The organism is Geobacter benzoatilyticus (assembly GCF_017338855.1).
In the GTDB taxonomy this organism is placed as follows: Bacteria; Desulfobacterota; Desulfuromonadia; order Geobacterales; family Geobacteraceae; genus Geobacter; species Geobacter benzoatilyticus.
Genome location: NZ_CP071382.1, coordinates 3,473,563 through 3,488,351, shown reverse-complemented (window position 1 = coordinate 3,488,351; position 14,789 = coordinate 3,473,563). Strand labels below are relative to the sequence as shown.

The following is a 14,789-nucleotide window of genomic DNA, read 5'->3' as shown; positions in this document are numbered from 1 at the left end:
CCTCGGCATCACTTCATACTGCCGGTTTGTTCATGGGGCAAATCCCCGTGACGGTACACGTTTTTTCGGGAGATTTTCCATGAAACCGTTGTTCCTCAATCCCCCCACATACGAAGATTTCGATGGCGGCGCCGGCGCCCGCTACCAGGCATCCCGCGAGGTAACTTCTTTCTGGTACCCCACCTGGCTCTGCTTCCCTGCCGGAATGATCGAGGGCTCCCGCGTGGTGGACGCGCCGGTGCAACGCTTTACCATCGATGACTGCCTGACCATTGCCCGGGACTTCGACATGGTGGTGATGTATACCTCCACCCCGACCCTTGCCCTGGACATTGCCACGGCCCGCCGCATCAAGGAGCAGAAACCCGCCACGGTGACGGTACTCACCGGCCCCCACGTTTCCGTTCTCCCCGAGGAGACCCTGCGCCAGGGTGAAGGGGTTATCGATATCGTCTGCCGGGGCGAGTTCGACTACACCACGAAAGAGCTCTGCGAGGGGCGCGAGTGGGAAAAGGTCGACGGGATCAGCTTCCGGAAGGATGGGAAGATCCACCACACCCCGGACCGGCCGCCGATCCAGGATCTGGACGCGCTCCCCTTCGTGGCACCGGTCTACAAGCGCGACCTCCCCATCTCGGAATACGTAATCCCCCACTTCAAGAACCCCTACGTCTCCATCTACTCCAGCCGCGGCTGCCCCTCCAAGTGCATTTACTGCCTCTGGCCCCAGACCTTCTCGGGCCGGGCCATGCGAACCCGCTCCCCCCAGAACGTCTACGAAGAGGTGAAGTGGATCGTGGACAACATTCCCGAGATGCGGGAACTCTCCTTCGATGACGATACCTTCACCGCTGACCGCAATCATGCCCGAGAAGTGGCCGCCAAGCTTAAGCCCCTGGGGATTTCCTGGACCATCAATGCTCGGGCCAACTGCGATTACGAAACCCTCAAGGTCATGCGTGAGGCTGGGCTTCGCCATGTGGTGGTGGGTTACGAGACCGGCAATGAGCAGATTCTCAAGAACATCAAGAAGGGTGTCACCAAGTCCCAGGCCATCGAGTTTACCCGAAATTGCAAAAAGCTCGGCCTCTCCGTCCACGGCGCCTTCATAATGGGGCTCCCCGGCGAAACTCGCGACACTATCCGGGAGACCATCGAATACGCCAAAGCCCTGGACCTTAACTCCATTCAGGCTTCCCTGGCGTCCCCCTATCCCGGCACCGAGTTCTGGGACCTCTGCCGGCAGGAAGGGTGGATCGCCTCCGAGGCCTATATCGACGACACCGGCCACCAGATGTGCGTCATCAACTATCCCCACCTTTCCAACAAGGAAATCTTCGATGCGGTGGAGACCTTCTACAACAAGTTTTACTTCCGCCCCAAGTACATCGGCCGCAGCATCATGAAGATGATCGTTGACGGCGAGGAGCGGAAGAAGCTCCTCAAAGAAGGGAAACAGTACCTGGAGTACATGCGGAAGAGGAAGGCGGCAGGGCCTTCCTGCTGATGGCTGCCACCCCATGAAAGAGCTCATCATCAATGCCGATGACTTCGGCCTTTCCGACGGAGTCAACAAGGCGGTAATCAAAGCCTGGCAGGAGGGGATACTCACATCCACGTCTCTCATGGTCGGGGGGGGCTCCTTCCACGAGGCGGTGCATCTGGCCAAGGCGAACCCCGGGCTTCAGGTGGGGCTTCATCTTACCCTTGTCCAGGGACGGGCGGTGGGAGAGCATGCAACTTTCCCCCGGATATGCGATAGCAAGGGTTTTTTCACCGATGACCCGGTCCATGCGGGGATGCGGTATTATTTTGTACGCCCCTTCCGCAAGCAGTTGCGCCGCGAAATCGAAGCACAGATCGAGGCGTTTCTCCAAACAGGAATCCCCCTTTCCCACATCGACGGACATCTGAATATCCACATGCATCCGACGGTATTCGATATCCTCTGTGAGCTGATGCCCAAATACGGCATTACCAGCTTTCGCCTGAGCCGGGAAAATCTGCGCTCCGACCTGGCCATCGATCGCTCCCGGCTTTTGGGCAAGGCGGCTGATGCCTTCATCTTCTCGAAACTGGCGAATCGCTGCCGTCCCGCCCTGGACCGGCTCGGAGTCGGTTATACGGGGGAAGTTAAGGGGCTCCTCAACTCTGGGCGGATGACCGAAGCATACCTCCTCAATGCCCTTGAAACCCTGGGTGATGGTGTCACGGAGATTTACTTCCACCCCGGCTGCCTCCCCTGCGCCGAGATTACCCGTCGCATGCCCGATTACCGGCACGAGGAGGAGTTGGCGGCCCTTACCAGTCCCCGGGTGAAAGCGCGCCTGAAGGAGCTGGGCATCGGGCTCAGGAACTACCGGGGAGAGGTGAAGCAGGTGGTGGGGACCGGGGACGAGAAACCGGGGAAACCTTAACGGGTTGGGGAAGGGAACGATGCTTAAAACGTTCATCATTATGCTTATGGCCGTTACGGCCGGTACCATCGGCGATATCCTCCTCGCCAAGGGAATGAAGGAGCTGGGAGACCTCTCCGCCATGAACCTGCGGGGAATACTCAACGTGGCTGGCCAGGCCCTCACTTCGCCGAAACTAATCTTCGGCACCATGATGCTGGCGGTATTCTTTTTCCTCTGGCTGGCGGTCCTCTCCTGGGAAGACCTTTCCGTTGCCCTTCCCATGCAGGCCCTGAACTACGTCCTCGTGGCGTTCCTTTCCCAGTGGTTCCTGGGAGAAACGGTTTCCCCCCTGCGCTGGACCGGCACCGTACTGGTCTGCGTCGGCGTCATGCTCATCACCAAGAGCGGAGCCCAGTAAAAAAACAGGGACCGGGGACCCGGGACCAGAAAAGAAAAAGGGAGCCAGACCGGCTCCCTTTCTTGTTTCTAACGGATTGTAAAGTTTACTTCTTAGACTGAATCTCCTTCACCGCCTTCTCGAATGCGTCGGGGGAGAACCCCTTGATCACCTTCTTGTCGTCGAGGACGATGACCGGCACCCCTTGGCTCTTATACTTCCTGGTCAGCTCGTCCAGGGCTTTCTCGTCCAGTTCAACATCCTTGTTGATGAAAGGGATGTTCCTGGCGGTGAAGTATTCCTTGGCTTCCTTGCAGTGGGGGCACCAGGCCACCGAGTAGAGGACGACCTTAGGGTAGTCGTGGGGCTTTGCCGCCTTGGCGTCGATTTTACTCTGGCCGGCATCGGGAGCACCCACCGCCTGGCCGTGGGCTGTTACAAGGGTGGCCGCGAGGAGTAGGGCCAGGGCCGTAATTTTCTTCATGACTCAATTCTCCTTTGCTGTACAATTGGGCTGTCGCCTTTGGAGACTATACCCGAGAGGCGCAGCAAGTCAAATGTCTACGGGGAGCAGTACCATGAATACGCGTATACGTATCCGAAGCGCCCTGGCCGGCGAAGGCCTGGGGTCTGAAATACTTGTGAAAGGTTGGGTGAGGACCATCCGTGCCGGGAAAGGGGTTGCCTTCCTGGCCCTGAACGACGGATCCTGCTTCGCCTGCCTCCAGGTGGTGGCGGAACCGGGGCTCGCCAATTTCGAAGAAGCCTGCGCCATCGGCACCGGCGCGGCCGTGGCGGTGAGGGGCCGGCTTGTGGAATCGCCGGCCAGCGGCCAGAAGTACGAGCTCCATGCCGATGCCGTGGAGATAATTGGCCCTGCCGACGAGAGCTATCCCCTCCAGAAAAAGCGCCATACCTTCGAATACCTCAGGAGCATCGCCCACATCCGTCCCCGCGCCAACACCTTCGGGGCCGTGTTTCGGGTCCGCTCCTTCCTGGCCCAGGCGGTGCACCGCTTCTTTGCCGAGCGGGGGTTTCTCTACGTCCACACCCCCATCATCACCACCAGCGACTGCGAGGGGGCCGGGGAGATGTTCCGGGTCACCACCCTGGACCCGGCCGTCCCCCCAATGCTGGAGGGGGGGGTGGACTTCAGCCGCGACTTCTTTGGCGCCCAGGCGGGGCTCACCGTGAGCGGCCAGTTGGAGGGGGAACTCTTCGCCCAGGCCTTCAGCGACATCTACACCTTCGGGCCGACCTTCAGGGCCGAGAATTCCAACACGCCCCGCCATGCCGCCGAGTTCTGGATGATCGAGCCGGAGATGGCTTTTGCCGATCTCATGGCCGACGCGGCCCTTGCAGAGGAGTTTTTCCGCTATCTTTGCCGCCAGGTTCTGGACTGCTGCGGAGAGGATATGGCGTTTTTCAACGACCAGATCGACAAGGGGCTCATGGCCCGGGTGGAGCAGGTGGCAAACTCGTCCTTTGCCATCATGGAGTACGGCGAAGCCATCGAGCGACTGAAAAAGGCGTCCGTAAAGTTCGACTACCCGGTTGAGTGGGGGCTCGACCTCCAGACCGAGCACGAGCGTTATCTCACGGAGCAGGTGGTGGTGGGGCCGGTTTTTGTCATTAACTACCCCAAGCATATCAAGGCCTTCTACATGCGGGTGAACGATGACGACAAAACCGTGGCCGCCATGGACCTCCTGGTCCCCAAGGTGGGGGAGATCATCGGCGGGAGCCAGCGTGAAGAGCGGCTACCGGTACTGGAACGGCGCATGGCCGAGGTGGGGGTCAACCCCGAGGGCCTCTGGTGGTACCTGGACACCCGCCGCTGGGGCTCCACCCCCCACGCCGGCTTCGGCCTCGGCTTCGAGCGGCTCATCATGTACCTCACCGGCATGGAGAACATCCGGGACGTGATACCGTTCCCCCGCACACCCCGCCATGCCGAGTTCTAAGCAAAAACGGCAAGGCAACCACTGAGATGCGGAGCATACTGAGAACATAGTGATTTTTTTGATTTCTCCGTGCTCTCTGTGTCTCCGTGGTGAAATGCTTTTCGGATTTAAAACCGCGCGTTACGGAGCGAGTACCATGTTCGTTCACTCCCTCTACGTCCATATGCACCTCCAGAGCACTTCCCTCAAGGGGAAGCGTGGGATTGTGAAGAGCATCCTCGCCCGGGTGCGGCAGCGCTTCAATGTCTCTGCCATCGAGGCTGATCTCCAGGACGTTCCCGGCGAGACGGTTCTGGCCTTTGCGCTTATCCACCAGACCAGATCCGGCGGCAGGAACCTACTGGAGCGGGTTGAGGAGTGGATTGCCGAGGAGCGTCCCGATGTGGAAATCGTTGCCTCAGAGATTGAAGAACGATAGAAGATAAAAAAGATAATTTTTGTCTTTTTCTGTTGACCTTTTTTATGTTCATGGTAAGGTTGATTCGTATTTCGGATCACCGAACATTCCATAAAACATAAGGAGGAAGAGTCATGGCCTATGAAGCAAAGGATTACGCGAAACTGCTCGGCATGGAGGGGTTCAGCGAGGCGCTCCTGAAAAACCATTTCACCCTGTACCAGGGTTATGTAACCAATACCAACAAGGTGCTGGACATCCTCGACGGTATGCTGAAGGCGGGCAACACCGCGGCCCCCGAGTATGCGGAGCTCAAGCGCCGCCTCGGCTGGGAGTTCAACGGCATGAGGCTCCACGAATACTACTTCGAGAACCTTGGGGGCAAGGGGGGAATCGACCAGACCGGCAAGCTGGCTGCAAAGATTGCCGCCGATTTCGGGAGCGTAGAGGCTTGGGAGAAGGATTTCAGGGCCACCGGCGCCATGCGCGGCATCGGCTGGGCCGTTCTCTACCAGGACTCGGCCAGCGGCAAGCTGATGAATTTCTGGATTAATGAGCATGACGTGGCCCATCCGGCCGGCTGCACGCCGATCCTGATCATGGATGTGTTCGAGCATGCCTTCATGCTCGATTACGGGCTCAAGCGGGCCGACTACATCGAGGCCTTCTTCAAGAACATCGACTGGAAGGCGGCAGAGACACGGTTGAAGTAATCCGGAACTGTTTGCACGACACTGTAGGGGCAATTTACGAATTGCCCCTACGCCGTTTTTCAGGGAGGAAAAACCATGAGGGCACTCATAATAAGCGCTGATCAGTTTGAGGATTCCGAACTTCTCGTCCCCTATTACCGCCTTCTCGAAGAGGGAATACCGGTGGATATTGCATCCATCAACCGCGGGACGATTACCGGAAAGCACGGTTACGAGGTGCAGGCCGACAAGATCCTTGCTGAGGTTGATCCGGAAAAATATGCCATCCTTGTATTGCCCGGAGGCAAGGCTCCGGCGGCCATTCGTCAAGAGTCCACCGCCCTTGAGATATGCCGCAGCTTCTTTGCCCACAACAAGCCCGTTGCCGCCATCTGCCACGGTCCGCAGGTTCTCATCAGCGCCGGGCTCCTGACCGGGAAACGGGCCACCTGCTACAAATCCGTCGCCGACGAAATGCGTCAGGCCGGCGCCCTTTACGAAGACAGCGAGGTTGTCGTCGATGGCAATCTGATAACCTCCCGCGAACCGTCGGACATTCCTGCATTCATGGGGGAGATGATAAAGAAGCTCAAGGGGTAGGTTTGGCCCCGATGTGAGCTGACCGCCAATGAAAGCCGGACGGGAGCAATCCCCTCCGGTTTTTTTGTTGTATCTTCACCCCTTCCCACGGTGCGCCACTAATGCTATGCTCTCACCGGCCGCCGATGCGGCCTGCGATCATACATCAATCTAATCCCGGAGACCCTCCAATGGCGAACGAAGACCTGGGCAAACTCAAGATCGACAAGGGCACTCCAGTCCGTTCCGGCGTACGGCGCGGAAAGCGTTTCTGGATTACGGCGGCCTGTGTGGCGGCATTGCTTGTTGCCCTCTTTGTGAGCGGCGTTCTTTCCCCGGCGGTTACGGTGGAAACGGGAACCGTGACCCAGGTCTATCCTTCACAGGCCTACACGCTCCTTAACGCCAGCGGTTATGTGGTTGCCCAGCGAAAGGCCGCAGTGGCGGCCAAGATCACCGGACGCCTCGAATGGCTGGGGGTGGAGGAGGGGAGCCGCGTGAAGCAGGGAGAAATCCTTGCCCGTCTGGAAAATCAGGATGCAGCCGCCAGCCGGGACCAGGCTGCCGCCACTCTTAAAACCTCCCGGGCGAGCCTCGAAGAGGCCCGGGCTGAGCTAACCGATGCGACCCTTTCCTTCGAGCGGCAGAAAAAGCTCCTGAAGGAAGGGATTGTCGCCAGGGCCGACTACGATGCCGCCGAAGCCCGCTATCTCCGCGCAAGGGCGGCAGTGTCCGGGGCAAAGTCCTCGATTGCCGCATCGGAAGCTGCCCTGAGAGGGGCGGAGGTGAATCTGGAATACTCATTCATCCGGGCGCCCTTCGATGCCGTAGTCCTCACCAAGAACGCCGACATCGGCGACATCGTCACTCCTGTTGGGGCCTCCGCCAATGCCAAGGCCGCCGTGGTTACCATTGCCGACCTTGCCTCGCTCCTGGTGGAGGCCGATGTCTCCGAATCGAACCTGGAGACGGTGCGGGTGGGGCAACCCTGCGAGATACAGCTCGATGCCCTTCCCGAAGCCCGTTTCCGGGGGAGGGTTCACATGGTGGTTCCCACGGCGGACCGCTCCAAGGCGACGGTGCTCGTGAAGGTCCGCTTCGAGAAGCTCGACCCGCGAGTCCTGCCGGAGATGAGCGCCAAGGTGGCTTTTCTCCAGCGCCCGGTGGCGCCAGGGGAGGAGAAGCCCAGGACGGCCGTGAACCCTGCCGCAGTGGTGGAGCGGGAAGGGCGGAAGGCGTTATTTCTCGTGAAGGGTGATCGGGTTGCTGAAACCCCCGTCACCGTCGGGGCAAAGTTCGGCGACATGCTGGAGATAACATCCGGTGCAAAGCCCGGCGACAGGATCGCCCTCAAGCCCCTCGACAAGCTCAAGGACGGGGCGAAGATCAAGACGGCGGAGAAGTAGATGGCTGAAGACACCCCTTCCATCGTTGCCGTGCGCAACCTCTCCAAATCGTACCGCCGGGGGGCCCAGACCGTCCCGGTGCTCCAGGATATCTCTTTCGACATCGCACCGGGGGAGTTTCTGGCCCTCATGGGGCCGTCGGGGTCGGGAAAGAGCACGCTTCTCAACCTCATTGCCGGCATCGACAAGGCCGACAGCGGCACCATCGCCATCGGCGGAGTTGAGATAACCACCCTTTCCGACGCCGAACTGGCTTCCTGGCGTGCTGCCAACGTGGGGTTCATCTTCCAGTTCTACAACCTGATTCCGGTGTTGACCGCGTTCGAAAATGTCGAGCTGCCGCTCTTGCTGACGGGGCTCACTCGGCGCCAGCGCCGGGAACATGTGGCGACGGTTCTTTCGCTCGTGGGGCTATCCGACCGGATGGACCATTACCCTTCGCAGCTTTCGGGGGGGCAGCAGCAGCGGGTCGCCATTGCCCGGGCCATGGTCACCGATCCGGAAATACTGGTGGCGGATGAGCCCACCGGCGACCTGGACCGGGTTTCCGCCGGAGAGATCCTGGCCCTCATGGAACGCCTCGTTCACGGATTCGGCAAGACCGTCATCATGGTTACCCACGATCCCAAGGCGGCCGAACAGGCCCATCGACTCCTCCACCTGGAGAAGGGGGAGTTGACCGGCGGACCGGGCTAGCTCCCATGTTCATTCTCAAGCTACTCATACGCAACGCCTTTCGTCACAAGCTCCGGACCATCCTAACCGTAGTGGGGGTGGCCATCGCCATTGTGGCCTTCGGCCTTCTGCGGACACTGGTCAACCTCTGGTACGCCGGGGTGGAAGCGTCGTCGGCCTCACGCCTTATCACCCGCAATGCCATTTCCCTGGCATTTCCGCTTCCCATCTCCTATAAGGACCGCATCCGCCAGGTGCCCGGGGTAAAGGATGTCTCCTGGGGGAACTGGTTCGGGGGCATCTATAAGGAGGAGAAGAACTTTTTCCCCAACTTCGCCATCGATCCCAAAAGCTATCTCCCCATGTATCCCGAGTACATCCTTGCTCCCGACGAGGCAAAGGCCTTTATCCTCGACCGCAAGGGGTGCATCGTGGGGCGGAAGACGGCGCAACGCTTCGGCTGGAAGGTGGGCGACCTGGTGACGCTGCGGGGGACCATCTACTCGGGGCAATGGGAATTCATGATCAGGGGGATCTATCGGGGGGCAGAAAAAAACACCGACGAGACCCAACTTCTCTTCCACTGGGATTACCTGAACGAAACCATCAAACAGGCCGGCTCCAACCGGGCCGACCAGCCGGCTTTCTTCCTTATTGCCCTGACCAAGCCTGAGCTTGCGGCGGAGGTTTCCCTGGCGATTGATGCCATCTTCAAGAACTCCCTGGCAGAAACCCTTACCGAGACCGAAAAGGCGTTCCAGATGGGTTTCGTCTCCATGACCGAGGCCATCCTGATTGCCATTCAGATCGTCTCCTACGTGGTGATTGTCATCATCATGGTTGTTGCGGCCAATACCATGGCAATGACGGCCCGGGAGCGGATCGCCGAGTACGCCACCCTGAAGACCCTGGGCTTTGGGTCGTGGCACATTGCCGGAGTCGTCTTCGGCGAATCCATCGTTATCGCCATGACCGGCGGAATTGCGGGGGTTGCCCTCACTTTTCCCGCGGCCCACTGGATCGAGACGGAGCTCTCCCAGTTCTTTCCGGTATTTTCCATTACTTCTCAAACCATCATGATGGACCTGGCCGCCGCCCTAGTGGTGGGAGTCGTAGCCGGCATCTTCCCCACATGGCGCGGGTCGACCATACGGATTGCCGACGGCCTGAGGAGGATAGGATGAGGAAACGCGGCTTTTACGCAATCTTGGCGTTGAGCTTCGTCTTTGCTTGTGCGACGTACTCAAAGTACGTCTCCGCGCAATTCCTCGCTCGCCTTGACCTTGCGAAAAATCCGCGTTTCCGGGGGCTGTGAATTATGGGCATCCCTTACTCATACAGCTTTCGCAACCTCTGGACCCGGCGCCTGACCACGGTTCTGACCGCATCGGGGATGGCGCTGGTGGTTTTCGTCTTTGCGGCAACGCTGATGCTGGCCGAGGGGCTGCGGAAAACCCTTGTGGATACTGGTTCCTACGACAATGTGGTGGTGATCCGCAAATCTTCCCAGACCGAGGTGCAGAGCAGTATCGACCGCTCCCAGGCAGCTGTCGTGGAGACTCAGCCGGAAGTGGCGGTGGCAGGGGGAAAGCGCCTTGCGTCCAGGGAGCTGGTCGTACTCATCAATCTTCCCAAGCGGGGAAGCGGCAAGCCATCCAATGTGATCATCCGGGGAGTTGGCGAGGGCTCGCTCCTCATGCGTCCCCAGGTAAGGGTCGTGCAGGGCCGGATGCCGCGGCCCGGCGCAGCCGAAATAATGGCCGGGGCCAGCATCGCCAAGCGGTTCCAGGGTGGGGGGATCGGTGAGACTCTTCGCTTCGGGATGCGGGACTGGACCGTGGTGGGGATATTCGATGCGGGGAATACCGGTTTTTCATCCGAGATATGGGGAGACGTGGACCAGCTGATGCAGGCTTTCCGCCGGCCGGTATATTCCTCCATGATTTTCAAGCTGCGGGACCCGTCGGAATTCTCGAAAGTGAAGGAGAGGCTGGAGTCAGACCCCCGCCTGACCCTGGAAGCGAAGCGGGAAGTGACCTTCTACGCCGACCAGTCGCAGGCCATGGCGAAGTTCCTCAAGATTCTCGGCATCACTCTCACGGTCATCTTTTCCCTTGGGGCCATAATCGGCGCCATGATCACCATGTACGCAGCCGTGTCGAATCGGGTGACCGAAATCGGCACGCTGCGGGCGCTGGGCTTCCAGCGGGGAAGCATCCTTGCGGCGTTCATCCTGGAGTCGCTCTTCCTGGGGCTGCTGGGGGGCGTGGTGGGGCTCTTCTTCGCCTCGTTCATGCAGCTTGTCACCATTTCCACCATGAACTGGCAGACCTTCTCCGAGCTGGCGTTTACCTTCTCCCTGACACTGGAAATTATCTCGAAGTCGCTGGTTTTTTCACTCATCATGGGATTGGTGGGGGGGCTGCTTCCGGCGTTCAGGGCATCGAGGATGAATATCGTGGATGCGCTGCGGGCCACGTAGGGCTTTGATGAAGAGTTAAATGCATGGCCGCATGTAAAAGAGTTTCAGGAATGTCAGAGCCCCAGAGAGCTCTGGGCCTCTGCCAGGTAGGTGCGAATGGCTCCGGCGCTGACCAGGGATAGCGCGTGGTCCGCCATTTCCCGCGCGGTGCCGGCTTTTACCGAGCGGATAGCCTGCTTGACCACCGGTATGGAGGGGGCCGAGAGGCTCAGTTCGCGGATCCCCATCCCCAGAAGTAGAACGGCCATGACCGGGTCGGCGGCCATTTCGCCACAGACGGATACAGGCTTGCCGGCCGCCAGGGCCACGTCTACCACCCGCTTGATGGAGTGGAGAACCGCCGGCTGATAGGGGTCGTAGTATTTCCGGACCTTTGGATTATTGCGGTCAGCCGCCATGGTGTACTGGATCAGGTCGTTGGTGCCGATGCTGAAGAAATCGACTTCGTTGATGAGGATGTGGGCGGTCTGGACTGCCGCCGGCAACTCCACCATGATGCCGAAGCTGATGCCGGGGGCGATGGGCTGCCCCTCCCGTTCCAGTTCCTCTCGCACCTCGTCAAGAATTTTTCTTATCTGCCAGATTTCCCCGATGCTGGAGACCATAGGGAACATGATGCGGGCCTCGCCGTAGGGGGAGGCCATGAGAATCCCAGCCAGCTGCACCCTGAAGATATCCTCCCGCTCCAGGGAGACCCGGATTGAGCGCCACCCCATGAAAGGGTTGTCTTCCTGAGCCATGGGAAAGTAGGGGAGGGTCTTGTCGCCGCCGATGTCGAGGGTGCGGATGGTTACGGTATGGGGGGCAAAACCTTCCAGCACTTTGCGGTAGAGCGTGAACTGCTCGCTGCGGGTGGGGAATGCGGAGCGGGTCATGTAGGGGAATTCTGTCCGGTAGAGCCCCACTCCCTCTGCCCCGTTGGTGAGTGCGATGGGGATGTCGCTCACCAGTCCTATGTTGGCCTTGAGCGCCACTTCCACTCCGTCGAGTGTCACGGCCGGCAGGTTCCGCAGCTCTTCCAGTTCTCTCCTCTTGATTCCGAAATCGAGTTCCAGCCGTTCGTACTCATCTTTTATTTTTGTGGTCGGGTTGATGTAGACGCGCCCGGAGTTGCCGTCGATTATCACCTCGTCGCGAAGCCCCAGGTTCTGCCTGATGCCCTCGACCCCCACCACTGCCGGTATGCCTAGGGATTTTGCCATGATGGCGGCGTGGGAGTTGACATCGCCCTTTTCGGTGACAATCCCCAGGATTTTCTCGTGGTCGAGGGTCGCCATGTCGGAGGGGAGTATTTCCTGGGCAATGAGGATTCTTTTCTCCCGGAGCTTGAGCCGTGAATTGCCCGAGCCGTCCAGGCATGCGATGATTCTGCGGCGGATGTCCTCCATGTCTGCCGAGCGTTCCCTCAGGTAAGGATCGTCCATGCGGGAGAAGGCATTCACATAGTGGGCCACCACCTCGCCCACCGCCCGTGCCGTCCCGTAATCCTGGTCGATAAGGTCGAGAATCTTTGCGATAAACCCCCGGTCTTCGAGAATCATCAGGTGGGTGTGGAAGATGGCTGCATCTTCCTTGGAAAGGAGCTCGATTACCCGTTTTTCCATGCAGATGGTTTCTATTTTTGCTTTTTCAAGGGCGGATAGAAACCGGGTGCGCTCTTCGGCGCGGGGGCGGGTGGTTGCTACGCCGATCCCGTCGTGCTCGGACCGGCGGTCGATAATTGCGGCCTTGCCCCGGGAGAAGCCTGCCGAAACCGGTATCCCCATAAGAAGAAGTGAGCGTTTTTCCCGTTTGCGGCGATTGGCGGAACGTGCCCCTTCGGCTGAAGTTCCGATGGCTTTGAACTTTTCCAACTCCCGCTCAAGCCGCTCCCGCTCTTCTTCTTTCTGGCGGATGGAATCCAGCAGCTTGGCGTTGGTGACGATGCTTGAGATCTGGTAGGCAATGGTTGCCAGGGTGCTCACTTCCTCCTGCCGGAAGGTGCGTCGCTCCCTGTCCTGGATAATGATGACCCCGATGGGGTCGTCGCGCTGCATGAGCGGGATGCCGAGGAAGGAGTGGAAACGCTCTTCGCGGGTTTCCGGGAAGTATTTGTAGCGGGGGTGGAGCGGGGCATTGTCGGTGCTGACGATCCCTTTTTCTTCAACAACGAGACCGGAAAGGCCTTCCGTTGTCTTCATGGTTATCTTGCCGACGGAGGTTTTCGACAGACCCTTGGTGGCTGCCAGGCGCAGCGTCTTTCCGTCCTCCTCCAGCAGGTAAATGGAGCAGACCTCTGAACCGATCCTTTTCGCGACCAGGTGAACGATGTTGTCGAGAGTGTCGGGGAGGTCGCGGGATTTGAGGATGAGTGCGCTGATATCTTCAAGTGTCCGCAACCCGGTTGTTTCCAGCGGTTCTTCGCCCATGTCCGGTGCCCTTTGCAATAAAGTGACTTCATTATAAGGGATGAATCCGCCGATTGAAAGGCCTGAATTGGGGGAAATCGTTATTGATGCAACGGTTGAAGTGGCATCGCCGGGATTCCTTTGGTATAGTGTGCCGCAAACATAACAGGTGGAGGAGGAGAGCATGGCGGATACGTACGACGACCTGCTGGCAAAGGGTATAAGCCTCGCGGAGACTGGTAACTATGGGGATGCCGCGGCACAGTTCCGCAAATGCGTGGAGAGTGAGCCCGGCAATGCCGAAGGGTATTTCTATCTGGGGGAAGCCCTTGCCGAAGAGGGGAAGCTCCAGGATGCACTGAACGAATACGGTAAAGGGCTGAAGCTCGCACCCAAGGATGTTGATGCCCTTACCGCCGTAGGCGACATATACTTCGAGTTGGGTCAGTACAAAGAGGCCCTGACCGGCTACAAGAAGGTTGCGGAGCTTGCCCCGGACAATTCCGATGCCTATGTGAACATCGGCCTTGTGTACAACAGTCTTGAACGGACGAAGGAGGCGATCAAGTCCTTTGAAAAGGCCCTGGAGATCGATCCGGAAAACGTCTTTGCCTACAACGGGCTTGGAGATGCCTGGTATGGCCTCGATGAGCACGAAAAGGCCATCGCCGCCTTCAAAAAGGGGGTCGAGCTCGATCCGAACGATGCCGCCGCGCACTTCAACCTGGGCGAGTTGTACTACGATCTGGGCGAGCACGATGAGGCCGAGCGTGAGTGCCTGGAGGCCGTGCGGCTCGACCCCGCCTTCAGCATGTCATATCTCACCCTTGGCAGCCTCTATATGGACAACGAGCGGGTGAAAGACGCCGTAAGGTACCTGGAGCTCTATCTCAAATACGAGAAATCTCCCCAGGCAAAGGAAACCATTGCCGAGGTGCAGGCGGTGCTTGAAGGGCTCAGGGCGGAAATCGGCTCGACGAATCAATGAAGTACGGTATTATTATCTGAAAGAGATGATTACCCGAAAGGAGGGATTATCCATGTCCGAAGAAAAAAACAATACCGTGATGGTCGGAGCGTTGATGCTCATAGCCGGAGGCATCCTGGGCGCGGGGGCGGCGCTTCTGTTTGCGCCCCAGTCAGGGAAGAAAACCCGCCGCGACGTGAAAAAGTACGTGCGCCGGGCGCGCAGCGAGGCCGAGGAAATGGTCGAGGATTTCACCGACAAGGTTGCCGACGTGGTGGAGGACCTGGGGGACAAGACCCAGGACATCCTGGAGCGGGGCAAAGAGATCTCCGCCGACGTGAAGAAAGATCTGTTCAAGGCATTCGAGGATGGCAAGGCCCGCCTCGAAAAAGAGAAATCCCGGTTGGCCAAGATGCTCGGATAGGGCCATTGCGCTGGCTTGAC

Annotated in this window: 15 protein-coding genes; 13 read left to right on the top strand and 2 right to left on the bottom strand. The window is 59.1% G+C overall.

Annotated features, from left to right (window positions below):
• Window positions 1-79 precede the first annotated feature (79 nt).
• Genes hpnJ through JZM60_RS16180 form a run of 3 tightly spaced genes read left to right on the top strand, consistent with a single transcriptional unit; the run spans window position 80 to window position 2,817 of the window.
• Window positions 80-1,507 (top strand): hopanoid biosynthesis associated radical SAM protein HpnJ, encoded by a 1,428-nt coding sequence (gene hpnJ, locus JZM60_RS16190; protein ID WP_207163425.1) that lies wholly within the window; start codon window positions 80-82, stop codon window positions 1,505-1,507.
• A 13-nt stretch (window positions 1,508-1,520) separates the two neighbouring features.
• Window positions 1,521-2,417 (top strand): hopanoid biosynthesis-associated protein HpnK, encoded by an 897-nt coding sequence (gene hpnK, locus JZM60_RS16185; RefSeq protein WP_207163424.1) that lies wholly within the window; start codon window positions 1,521-1,523, stop codon window positions 2,415-2,417.
• A 19-nt stretch (window positions 2,418-2,436) separates the two neighbouring features.
• Complete coding sequence (locus JZM60_RS16180) at window positions 2,437-2,817, top strand: EamA family transporter (RefSeq protein ID WP_207163423.1); 381 nt, start codon at window positions 2,437-2,439, stop codon at window positions 2,815-2,817.
• Window positions 2,818-2,902: 85 nt separating this feature from the next.
• On the opposite strand, the gene JZM60_RS16175 is transcribed toward JZM60_RS16180, so the two are convergent.
• On the bottom strand, window positions 2,903-3,280 hold the full coding sequence (locus JZM60_RS16175; RefSeq protein ID WP_207163422.1) for a glutaredoxin domain-containing protein: 378 nt from the start codon (window positions 3,278-3,280) through the stop codon (window positions 2,903-2,905).
• 94 nt (window positions 3,281-3,374) lie between these two features.
• On the opposite strand from JZM60_RS16175, the gene asnS reads away from it, so the two are divergent.
• From asnS to JZM60_RS16135, 8 genes are all read left to right on the top strand, one after another.
• On the top strand, window positions 3,375-4,760 hold the full coding sequence (gene asnS, locus JZM60_RS16170) for an asparagine--tRNA ligase (protein ID WP_207163421.1): 1,386 nt from the start codon (window positions 3,375-3,377) through the stop codon (window positions 4,758-4,760).
• Between the two features lie 136 nt (window positions 4,761-4,896).
• Window positions 4,897-5,178 carry a DUF503 domain-containing protein gene (locus JZM60_RS16165; RefSeq protein ID WP_207163420.1) on the top strand — a complete coding sequence of 94 codons (282 nt, stop codon included), beginning with the start codon at window positions 4,897-4,899 and terminating at the stop codon, window positions 5,176-5,178.
• Between the two features lie 113 nt (window positions 5,179-5,291).
• Window positions 5,292-5,870, top strand: a complete 579-nt coding sequence (locus JZM60_RS16160) for a superoxide dismutase (protein ID WP_207163419.1) — start codon at window positions 5,292-5,294, stop codon at window positions 5,868-5,870.
• A 75-nt stretch (window positions 5,871-5,945) separates the two neighbouring features.
• Window positions 5,946-6,449, top strand: coding sequence for a type 1 glutamine amidotransferase domain-containing protein (locus JZM60_RS16155; protein ID WP_207163418.1), 504 nt, complete (start codon window positions 5,946-5,948; stop codon window positions 6,447-6,449).
• Window positions 6,450-6,619: 170 nt separating this feature from the next.
• Window positions 6,620-7,834, top strand: a complete 1,215-nt coding sequence (locus JZM60_RS16150; protein WP_207163417.1) for an efflux RND transporter periplasmic adaptor subunit — start codon at window positions 6,620-6,622, stop codon at window positions 7,832-7,834.
• Window positions 7,835-8,530: an ABC transporter ATP-binding protein gene (locus tag JZM60_RS16145; RefSeq protein ID WP_207163416.1), complete on the top strand. Its 696-nt coding sequence runs from the start codon at window positions 7,835-7,837 to the stop codon at window positions 8,528-8,530. It abuts the gene before it with no gap.
• A gap of 5 nt (window positions 8,531-8,535) precedes the next feature.
• Complete coding sequence (locus tag JZM60_RS16140; protein WP_207163415.1) at window positions 8,536-9,693, top strand: ABC transporter permease; 1,158 nt, start codon at window positions 8,536-8,538, stop codon at window positions 9,691-9,693.
• Window positions 9,694-9,827: 134 nt separating this feature from the next.
• Complete coding sequence (locus JZM60_RS16135; RefSeq protein WP_207163414.1) at window positions 9,828-10,991, top strand: ABC transporter permease; 1,164 nt, start codon at window positions 9,828-9,830, stop codon at window positions 10,989-10,991.
• A 53-nt stretch (window positions 10,992-11,044) separates the two neighbouring features.
• On the opposite strand, the gene ptsP is transcribed toward JZM60_RS16135, so the two are convergent.
• Window positions 11,045-13,399, bottom strand: coding sequence for a phosphoenolpyruvate--protein phosphotransferase (gene ptsP, locus JZM60_RS16130; protein ID WP_207163413.1), 2,355 nt, complete (start codon window positions 13,397-13,399; stop codon window positions 11,045-11,047).
• A 163-nt stretch (window positions 13,400-13,562) separates the two neighbouring features.
• Between ptsP and JZM60_RS16125 the strand changes: the two genes are divergently transcribed.
• Both JZM60_RS16125 and JZM60_RS16120 read left to right on the top strand, forming a co-directional pair.
• Window positions 13,563-14,366, top strand: coding sequence for a tetratricopeptide repeat protein (locus tag JZM60_RS16125; RefSeq protein WP_207163412.1), 804 nt, complete (start codon window positions 13,563-13,565; stop codon window positions 14,364-14,366).
• 52 nt (window positions 14,367-14,418) lie between these two features.
• Window positions 14,419-14,769, top strand: coding sequence for a YtxH domain-containing protein (locus JZM60_RS16120; protein WP_207163411.1), 351 nt, complete (start codon window positions 14,419-14,421; stop codon window positions 14,767-14,769).
• The last annotated feature ends 20 nt before the right edge of the window (window positions 14,770-14,789 follow it).

What these genes read in the sequence shown, in the direction of transcription:
- hpnJ (WP_207163425.1), top strand. Translation starts at nt 80, where the DNA reads ATGAAACCGTTGTTCCTCAATCCCCCCACATACGAAGATTTCGATGGC.
- hpnK (WP_207163424.1), top strand. Translation starts at nt 1,521, where the DNA reads ATGAAAGAGCTCATCATCAATGCCGATGACTTCGGCCTTTCCGACGGA.
- JZM60_RS16180 (WP_207163423.1), top strand. Translation starts at nt 2,437, where the DNA reads ATGCTTAAAACGTTCATCATTATGCTTATGGCCGTTACGGCCGGTACC.
- JZM60_RS16175 (WP_207163422.1), bottom strand. Translation starts at nt 3,280, where the DNA reads ATGAAGAAAATTACGGCCCTGGCCCTACTCCTCGCGGCCACCCTTGTA.
- asnS (WP_207163421.1), top strand. Translation starts at nt 3,375, where the DNA reads ATGAATACGCGTATACGTATCCGAAGCGCCCTGGCCGGCGAAGGCCTG.
- JZM60_RS16165 (WP_207163420.1), top strand. Translation starts at nt 4,897, where the DNA reads ATGTTCGTTCACTCCCTCTACGTCCATATGCACCTCCAGAGCACTTCC.
- JZM60_RS16160 (WP_207163419.1), top strand. Translation starts at nt 5,292, where the DNA reads ATGGCCTATGAAGCAAAGGATTACGCGAAACTGCTCGGCATGGAGGGG.
- JZM60_RS16155 (WP_207163418.1), top strand. Translation starts at nt 5,946, where the DNA reads ATGAGGGCACTCATAATAAGCGCTGATCAGTTTGAGGATTCCGAACTT.
- JZM60_RS16150 (WP_207163417.1), top strand. Translation starts at nt 6,620, where the DNA reads ATGGCGAACGAAGACCTGGGCAAACTCAAGATCGACAAGGGCACTCCA.
- JZM60_RS16145 (WP_207163416.1), top strand. Translation starts at nt 7,835, where the DNA reads ATGGCTGAAGACACCCCTTCCATCGTTGCCGTGCGCAACCTCTCCAAA.
- JZM60_RS16140 (WP_207163415.1), top strand. Translation starts at nt 8,536, where the DNA reads ATGTTCATTCTCAAGCTACTCATACGCAACGCCTTTCGTCACAAGCTC.
- JZM60_RS16135 (WP_207163414.1), top strand. Translation starts at nt 9,828, where the DNA reads ATGGGCATCCCTTACTCATACAGCTTTCGCAACCTCTGGACCCGGCGC.
- ptsP (WP_207163413.1), bottom strand. Translation starts at nt 13,399, where the DNA reads ATGGGCGAAGAACCGCTGGAAACAACCGGGTTGCGGACACTTGAAGAT.
- JZM60_RS16125 (WP_207163412.1), top strand. Translation starts at nt 13,563, where the DNA reads ATGGCGGATACGTACGACGACCTGCTGGCAAAGGGTATAAGCCTCGCG.
- JZM60_RS16120 (WP_207163411.1), top strand. Translation starts at nt 14,419, where the DNA reads ATGTCCGAAGAAAAAAACAATACCGTGATGGTCGGAGCGTTGATGCTC.